The organism is Agromyces sp. NDB4Y10, assembly GCF_001620055.1.
Taxonomy (GTDB): domain Bacteria; phylum Actinomycetota; class Actinomycetes; order Actinomycetales; family Microbacteriaceae; genus Agromyces; species Agromyces indicus.
This window is the reverse complement of the sequence record NZ_LQGY01000012.1, coordinates 20,284-28,529: the sequence shown is the minus strand read 5'-3', so window position 1 is coordinate 28,529 and position 8,246 is coordinate 20,284. Positions and strand designations below refer to the sequence as shown.

General features: G+C 73.0%; 6 protein-coding genes. 5 read left to right on the top strand and 1 reads right to left on the bottom strand.

The features are described 5' to 3' along the window. Together infB and rbfA are read left to right on the top strand one after the other, a co-directional pair. Positions 1-2,010, top strand: a 2,010-nt coding sequence (gene infB / locus AVP42_RS02845; protein WP_067945916.1) for a translation initiation factor IF-2, incomplete at its 5' end; no start/stop codon positions are given. Between the two features lie 77 nt (positions 2,011-2,087). Further along, on the top strand, positions 2,088-2,555 hold the full coding sequence (gene rbfA / locus AVP42_RS02840) for a 30S ribosome-binding factor RbfA (protein ID WP_067945915.1): 468 nt from the start codon (positions 2,088-2,090) through the stop codon (positions 2,553-2,555). Between the two features lie 5 nt (positions 2,556-2,560). Here the strand turns inward: rbfA and AVP42_RS02835 are convergent, their stop codons facing one another. Continuing rightward, the gene (locus AVP42_RS02835; RefSeq protein ID WP_067945913.1) at positions 2,561-3,493 is read right to left on the bottom strand and encodes a LysR family transcriptional regulator; all 933 of its coding nucleotides are present in this window, start codon (positions 3,491-3,493) and stop codon (positions 2,561-2,563) included. A 125-nt stretch (positions 3,494-3,618) separates the two neighbouring features. Here AVP42_RS02835 and AVP42_RS02830 point away from each other — a divergent pair, with 125 nt between their 5' ends. The 3 genes from AVP42_RS02830 (at position 3,619) to AVP42_RS02820 (ending at position 8,228) form a co-directional block, all read left to right on the top strand. Beyond that, positions 3,619-4,983, top strand: coding sequence for an MFS transporter (locus AVP42_RS02830; protein ID WP_067945911.1), 1,365 nt, complete (start codon positions 3,619-3,621; stop codon positions 4,981-4,983). Positions 4,984-5,112: 129 nt separating this feature from the next. Next, positions 5,113-6,828: an FAD-dependent oxidoreductase gene (locus AVP42_RS17020; RefSeq protein WP_067945909.1), complete on the top strand. Its 1,716-nt coding sequence runs from the start codon at positions 5,113-5,115 to the stop codon at positions 6,826-6,828. Further along, positions 6,825-8,228: an adenylate/guanylate cyclase domain-containing protein gene (locus AVP42_RS02820; RefSeq protein WP_067945907.1), complete on the top strand. Its 1,404-nt coding sequence runs from the start codon at positions 6,825-6,827 to the stop codon at positions 8,226-8,228. Before AVP42_RS17020 ends, AVP42_RS02820 begins: the two co-directional genes overlap by 4 nt. Positions 8,229-8,246: the final 18 nt, after the last annotated feature.

Below are 8,246 nucleotides of genomic sequence, written 5' to 3'. Positions count from 1 at the left end.
GGCGGTGCGCCCGGCGGCGGCTTCGGCGGCCCGCGTCCCGCGGGTGGCGGCGGTCGCGGTCGCGGCCCCGGCGGCGGCACGGCCGGCGCGTTCGGTCGTGGCGGCGGCAAGAGCAAGGCCCGCAAGTCGAAGCGCACGAAGCGGCAGGAATTCGAGATGCGGGAGGCGCCGTCGCTGGGCGGCGTGAGCGTCCCCCGCGGCGACGGCAACACCGTCATCCGCCTGCGTCGCGGCGCGTCCATCTCGGACTTCGCCGACAAGATCGACGCGAACCCCGGTTCGCTCGTCACCGTGCTCTTCCACCTCGGTGAGATGGCCACGGCGACCGAGTCGCTCGACGAGGCCACCTTCGAGGTGCTCGGCGCCGAGCTCGGCTACAAGATCCAGGTCGTGTCGCCGGAGGACGAGGACCGCGAGCTGCTCGAGGGCTTCGACATCGACCTCGACCAGGAGCTCGAGGACGAGACCGACGAGGACCTCATGCCGCGTCCGCCGGTCGTCACCGTCATGGGCCACGTCGACCACGGAAAGACGCGCCTCCTCGACGCGATCCGCAGTGCGAACGTGGTCGCCGGCGAGGCCGGCGGCATCACGCAGCACATCGGTGCGTACCAGGTGCACACCGAGCACGAGGGCATCGACCGCGCGATCACCTTCATCGACACCCCGGGTCACGAGGCGTTCACCGCCATGCGAGCCCGTGGTGCGCAGGTGACCGACATCGCGATCCTCGTGGTCGCGGCCGACGACGGCATCATGCCGCAGACGGTCGAGGCGCTGAACCACGCCCAGTCGGCGAACGTGCCGATCGTGGTCGCGGTGAACAAGATCGACAAGCCCGACGCCAACCCGGCCAAGGTGCGCCAGCAGCTCACCGAGTTCGGCCTCGTGGCCGAGGAGTACGGCGGCGACGTCATGTTCGTCGACGTCTCGGCGCGCGAGAACATCGGCATCCAGGAACTGCTCGACGCGGTGCTCCTGACCGCCGACGCCGGACTCGACCTGCGCGCGAACCCCGACAAGGACGCCCGAGGCGTGGCCATCGAGGCCAAGCTCGACAAGGGCCGCGGCGCCGTGGCGACCGTGCTCATCCAGTCGGGCACGCTCAAGGTCGGCGACGCGATCGTCGCGGGCACGGCCTACGGCCGCGTCCGCGCGATGAGCGACGAGAACGGCGACCCGGTGACCGCCGCGACGCCGTCGCGCCCGGTGCAGGTGCAGGGCCTCTCGAGCGTCCCGCGCGCCGGCGACACCTTCCTCGTCACCGAGGAGGACCGCACGGCACGCCAGATCGCCGAGAAGCGCGAGGCCGCCGAGCGCAACGCGCAGCTGGCGAAGGCCCGCAAGCGCATCTCGCTCGAGGACTTCACGCGTGCGCTGGAGGAGGGCAAGGTCGAGGCGCTCAACCTCATCATCAAGGGCGACGTGTCGGGTGCCGTCGAGGCGCTCGAGGAGTCGCTGATGAAGATCGAGGTCGACGACTCGGTGCAGCTGCGCATCCTCCACCGCGGTGTGGGTGCGGTGACCGAGAGCGACATCGACCTGGCCACGATCGACAACGCGATCGTGATCGGGTTCAACGTCCGCCCCGACGTGAAGGCGCGCGAGCGCGCCGCCCGCGAGGGCGTCGACGTGCGCTTCTACAACGTCATCTACAACGCGATCGACGACATCGAGAACTCGCTCAAGGGCATGCTCAAGCCCGAGTTCGAAGAGGTGCAGTCGGGTGTGGCCGAGATCCGCGAGGTGTTCCGCTCCTCGAAGTTCGGCAACATCGCCGGTGTCATCGTGCGGTCGGGAACGATCACGCGCAACGCCAAGGCCCGCGTCATCCGCGACGGCGTGGTGGTCGGCGACAACCTCGCGATCGAGTCGCTGCGTCGGTTCAAGGACGACGTCACCGAGGTCCGCACGGACTTCGAGGCGGGCATCGGCCTCGGCAAGTACAACGACATCCAGGTCGGCGACGAGATCGAGACCATCGAGATGCGCGAGAAGCCGCGGGCCTAGCCCACGGCACGGGGCTCCGCTCGTCACCGCGATGAGCGGGGCCCCGTCCCCTTCCCCACGACGAAAGGCAGGGAATCATGGCCGATCCGCAGCGCGCCAGGAAGCTGGCGGACCGCATCAAGGAGATCGTGGCCAAGCGGCTCGACAAGGGCCTGCGCGACCCGCGACTCGGATTCGTCACCATCACCGACGTGCGCGTGACGGGCGACCTGCAGCACGCGAGCATCTTCTACACCGTCTACGGCACCGACGAGGAGCGGCGCGATTCCGCGCTCGCGCTCAAGGCCGCGACGGGCATGCTCCGCAGCGAGGTCGGCCGCAACATCACCGCGCGGCTCACCCCGACGCTCGAGTTCATCGCCGACGCGATCCCGGAGAACGCCGAGCACATCGAGGAGCTCCTCCGCGAGGCGCGCCAGCGCGACGCGGAGACCTCGACGCTCGCCGCGTCGGCGCAGTACGCCGGCGACCCGGACCCGTACCTGACGCCTCGCGAGGCCGAGGAGCGGGACGAGGACGACCGCGACGCGCCGGCGGCGAGCTGACCGCGTCAGCCGTCCGCAGACGACGAGGCCGCCGACCGCCCGAGCAGGGCGTCGGCGGCCTCGGCCATGCGCGCACGGAGGGCGGCGATGAAGGCCACGGCCGTGGGCTGCCGGAGGGCCTCCGGTCGGCACACGAGCCAGTACGGCAGGCGCTCCTCGATCCGATCGGGGAACAGGCGAACGAGGTCCTCGTGCGGATCGGCGAGGAAGGCCGGCAGCAGCCCGTACCCGGCGCCCGCCCGGGTCGCGTCCACGTGGACGTACACGTTCGTGCTCGAGACGGCGTCGACCATGCCGCGCGTGGACCGGCGTGCGGCATCCAGCGCGTCGACCTGCAGCATCGACTCGATGAAGTAGACGAGCGGCCCGCCGGCCAGGTCGTCGAGCGTCTCCGGCGTCCCGTTCCTCTCGAGGAACGCGCGGCTCGCGTAGAGCCCGAGCACGTAGTCGCCGAGGTGGATCGCCTCCGCGCGCTGCACGTGCGGCCGGCCGACGACGACCTCGAGGTCGACGCCGACCCGCTGCTGGGCGGCGCGACGCGTCGCCGCGACGATCTCGAGCGAGACATCCGGATGCCGCGCCCGGAGGGCGGCCATCGCCGGCGCGGCGATGAACCCGCTGAACCCGTCGGTCGCGGAGAGCCGTACGACGCCGCCGAGGGCCGGCGCGTCGGGGGAGAGGCGCCGCAGGGCGGCCTCGACCTCCTCGGCCGCCGCGAGGGCGTGCTCGCCGAGCGGGGTCAGCACCCAGCCCGCGGTGCCGCGCACGAGCACCCGGCCGCCGAGCGCCTGCTCGAGCGACTCGATGCGGCGCGCGACGGTCGTGTGGTTCAGCCCCAGGCGGCTCGCGGCGCTCGTGTAGCGGCCCTCGCGGGCGACGGCGAGGAGCACGATGAGGTCGTCGGCGCTGGGTGCGCGGCGGGGAGTCGTCAGCGACATGGTGTGCAGTTTCGCACATCTGCGATGCGGATCTCGCCATTGGCTCTGCGTATCGATGCAGGCCAGACTCGGCCGTGACGCGAACCGCGTCCACATCCCCCGTGGTCCATGCAAAGGAGCATCGAATGACCCAGGCACCCGTTCGGGAGGCGAGCGCGAACCCGACCGCGTCGAGCCTCCGCCGCGTCGTGACCGCCTCGATGGCGGGCACGGTCGTCGAGTGGTACGAGTTCTTCCTCTACGCCTCGGCGGCGACGCTCGTCTTCGGCACCGTCTTCTTCGCGCAGACCGGCAGCGCGCTCGACGGCATCATCGCCGCCTTCCTCACGTACGCGGTCGGCTTCATCGCGCGTCCGCTCGGCGGCATCGTGTTCGGCCACTTCGGCGACAAGTACGGCCGGAAGCGGCTGCTGCAGTTCAGCATCATCCTCGTCGGCGTCGCCACCTTCCTCATGGGCTGCCTGCCGACGTACGCGCAGATCGGCATCCTCGCGCCCATCCTCCTCGTCGTCCTGCGGTTCCTGCAGGGCTTCGCGGTCGGCGGCGAGTGGGGCGGCGCGGTGCTGCTCGTCGCCGAGCACAGCCCCGCGAAGTCGCGCGGCTTCTGGGCGAGCTGGCCGCAGGCGGCCGTGCCCGTCGGCAACCTCCTCGCGACCCTGGTGCTGTTCGTGCTGTCGTCCACGCTCACGGAGGAGGCGTTCCTCGGCTGGGGCTGGCGCGTGGCGTTCTGGCTCTCGGCGGTGATCGTGTTCGTCGGCTGGTACATCCGCACCAAGATCACCGACGCGCCGATCTTCCTCGAGATGCAGGCCGAGCGCGAGGCCGCGAAGGCCACCTCGTACGGCGTCTTCGAGGTCGTCAAGCGGTACCCGCGCGGCGTGATCACCGCGATGGGCCTCCGCGTGGCGGAGAACATCCTGTACTACGTCGTCGTCACCTTCTCGATCGTGTACCTCACGCAGGTCGTGCAGGAGGGCACCTCGAACACGCTGCTCATGCTCGTCGGCGCGCACCTCGTGCACTTCGTGGTGATCCCGCTGTGGGGCCGGCTCTCCGACCGGGTGGGACGTCGCCCGATCTACGCGTTCGGTGCCGTGGCGGGGGCGACCTGGGCGTTCTTCGCCTTCCCGATGATGGACACGGGCGAGCCGGTCGTGATCTGGCTCGCCATCGCCCTCGGCCTGACCTTCCACGCGGCGATGTACGCCAGCCAGCCCGCGATCATGGCCGAGATGTTCCCGACCCGCATGCGGTACTCGGGCGTCTCCCTCGGCTACCAGGTCACCTCGATCTTCGCCGGCTCCCTCGCCCCGATCATCGCCACGGGCCTGCTGTCGCAGTACGGCTCGAGCGTGCCCGTCGCCGTCTACGTCGCCGTGGCCTGTGCGATCACGCTCGTCGCGGTGTGGGCCGCCCGTGAGACGCGCGGCCTCGACCTCCGCGACGTCGACGACGCCGACCGCGAGCGGGTGCAGGCCGCCGCAAGCTGACGAGGCGGCAAGGCGACGAACGGATGCCGCGGGGCGGGGGCCCCGCGGCATCCGTTCGCCCCTGTCCGCCGCGGGGCCCCGGCGGTACACTGCCCCCGATCGCTGCCCGGAGCAGCGGAGGAGGCGCGCATGTCGGCTGCGACAGCACCACCCGTGATCCTCGTCGTCGCACGCGATGCGGACGCGCGCTCGGCCGTCGTCGCCGAGCTCGCCCGCCGCTACGGCGCCGACTACCGCATCGACGAGGTCGTCGACGAGCACGAGGCCGCCCGCCGGATCGAACGGCTGGTCGACGGCGCGGGCACCCTCGCGCTCATCCTCGCCGACCGCGCGGGCGACGTCGGCGGGCGGAGCGTGTTCGCGGTCGCGCGGTCGTGGTTCCCCGATGTGCGGCGCGGGCGCCTCATCGAGTGGGGGCAGTGGGGCGATGCGGGCGTGCGCGAGGAGATCCTCGCGCTCATGGCCGCCGGCGAACTGGAGTACTACGTCATCCGGCCGTGGCACACGCCCGACGAGTACTTCCACCGGACCATCACCGAGTTCCTGCTCGAGTGGGAACGCTCGATCGGCCTGCGGCCCCGCGAGGTCACGGTGATCGGCCGGGCCGGCCTGGCGCGCACGCACGAGCTGCGCAGCCTGCTCGCGCGCGGCGGCGTGCCCCACGACTGGCTCGAACCCGCCGACGTTCGGGCGCGGGAGCGCCTGGAGCGAGCGGGGATCCACGAGGTGCCCGATGTGCCGGTGGTGGTCATGCTCGACGGGCGCGCGTTCGTCGACCCGGGCAACGCCGAGCTCGCCGCCGCCTACGGGCTCGACACCTCCGTCGACGTCGACCGGGTCGCCGACGTGGTGGTCGTCGGGGCCGGGCCCGCGGGCCTGGCCGCGGCGGTGTACGCGGCATCCGAGGGCCTCGACGTGCTCGTGGTCGAGCGGGAGTCGATCGGCGGCCAGGCCGGATCCAGCTCGCTCATCCGGAACTACCTCGGCTTCTCGCGCGGCATCTCGGGTTCGGAGCTCGCCCAGCGCGCGTACCAGCAGGCGTGGGTGTTCGGTGCGCGGTTCGCGCACGCGCGCGAGGTCGCGGGGCTCGAACGCGACGCCGAGGGCTACGTCGTCCGCATCGCGCCCGACCTCGCCGTGCGGTGCCGCAGCGTCGTGCTCGCTACGGGCGTGTCCTACCGCCGGCTCGGGGTGCCCGAACTCGAGCGGCTCGAGGGGGCGGGCGTGTTCTACGGCGCGTCCGCGGTGGAGGCGCAGGGGATGGCGGGCCGGCCCGTCTTCGTGGTCGGCGGCGGCAACTCGGCGGGGCAGGCGGCGCTGCACCTGGCCCGGTACGCGGCATCCGTCACCCTGCTGGTGCGGGGCGAATCGCTCGCGGACAGCATGTCGCAGTACCTCATCGACCAGCTCGCCGCGCAGGGCGTCGCGGTGCGCACCCGCGCCGAGGTCGTGGGTGGCGGCGGTGACGGCGTGCTCGAGCGCATCGTCGTCCGCGACCGCGAGACGGGAACCACGAGCGAGGAGCCCTGCGGCGGCCTCTTCGTGCTCATCGGCGCGGCGCCGCGGACCGGCTGGCTGCCGCCCGAGGTGCTCCGCGACCGGTGGGGGTACGTGCTCACGGGCCCGGACGTCGTCGCGGAGGGCGGTCGCCGCGCGTGGCCGCTCGATCGCGAGCCGGGCGCGCACGAGACCAGCCTGCCCGGGGTGTTCGCGGTCGGCGACGCCCGCCGCGGCTCGGTCAAGCGGGTCGCCTCGGCGGTCGGCGAGGGATCGGTCGTGGTGTCCGCGGTGCACGCGCACCTCGCCGAGGCGCGGGCGCAGGGGGAGCAGAGCGGGGCGGCATGACCCGCATCGCGCCCGGGACCGGGCCGGTGGCCCCGCCGCCGACCGGGGGCCGCGTCGCGCTCGTCGCCGCCATCCTCGCCGTGCCCCTTTTGGGGCTCTGGCTCCTCATCGCCCGGCCCGCGCTCGACCTGCAGTGGGAGCACCAGCCCGCGCACTTCTGGATCGTGCTGGCCGCCGGGGCGATCAACGCGGCCCTGGCCTGGGCCGTCGGCTCGGCCGCACGGCTGCGGCGCGACGCGCGCCTCGTGCTCGTGTCGCTGTCGTTCCTCGCCGCGGCGGGGTTCCTCGCGCTCCACGCGCTCGCGACGCCGGGCGTGCTGCTCGAGGCGTCGAACACGGGGTTCGCCCTCGCGACGCCCGTCGGACTCACCGTCGCCGCGGTGTTCGCGGCGTGGTCGAGCCTCGACCTCGACGGTGCGCGCGGCGAACGCGTGGTGCGGCTCGCGCCGTGGCTGGTCGGCGGCCTCGTCGTCGTCATGCTCGGCTGGGCGGCGGTGTCGCTGCTGCGGCTGGGTCCCCTGGACGCGGCGGCGCCGCCCGAACGCATGGCCGTGCCGTTCGCGGCGCTCGCCGTGGTCGGACTCGTGCTCTACGGCGTCGCGGTCGTCCTCTACCTGCGGATGCCGCGCCACGCCGCCTCGCCGCTGCCGCTCGCGTTCGCCGCGGCGTTCACGCTGCTCGCCGAGGCGGAGGTGGCCGTGGCCCTCGGCCGCAACTGGCACCTGTCGTGGTGGGAGTGGCACGTGCTCATGCTCGCCGCGTTCGTCATCATCGCGGTCGCGGCGCAGCGGTCGTGGCGCGAGGAGCGGTGGGCGGGCCTCTACACCCACGACACGGCCGCCGGCGAGCGCGACGTGTCGGTGCTGTTCGCCGACCTCGCCGGCTTCACGCGGTTCTCGGAGTCGCACGACCCCGCGGAGGTGACGGCGATGCTCAACACGTACTTCACCGACGCGATCCCGCCGCTCGTGGAGCGCTTCGGCGGGCGCGTCGACCGGCTGATCGGCGACGCGGTCATGGCGGTCTTCGAAGCGGATGCCGCATCCGGGCCATCGCACGCGCACCGCGCGGCGGGCGCCGCCCTGGCGCTGCAGCAGGCCACGGGCGCGGTGGCGGCCGCCCATCCCGACTGGCCGCGGTTCCGCGTGGGCGTCAACTCGGGGACCGCGAACGTCGGCATCCTCGGCACGGGCGGCGGGCGCACGTACACGGTGATCGGCGACACGGTGAACGTTGCCTCGCGCATCGAGCACCGCGCGCCGGTGGGCGGCGTGGCGATCGCCGCCGCCACCCGGGCGCGCCTCGGCGACGCGGCGGTGACCGAGCCGCTCGGCGACCTGCAGGTCGCTGGTCGCGACGCGCCCGTCGAGGCCCACCTGCTCGTCGGGCTCGCCGGCTGAGCGGATGCCGCGGCGCGC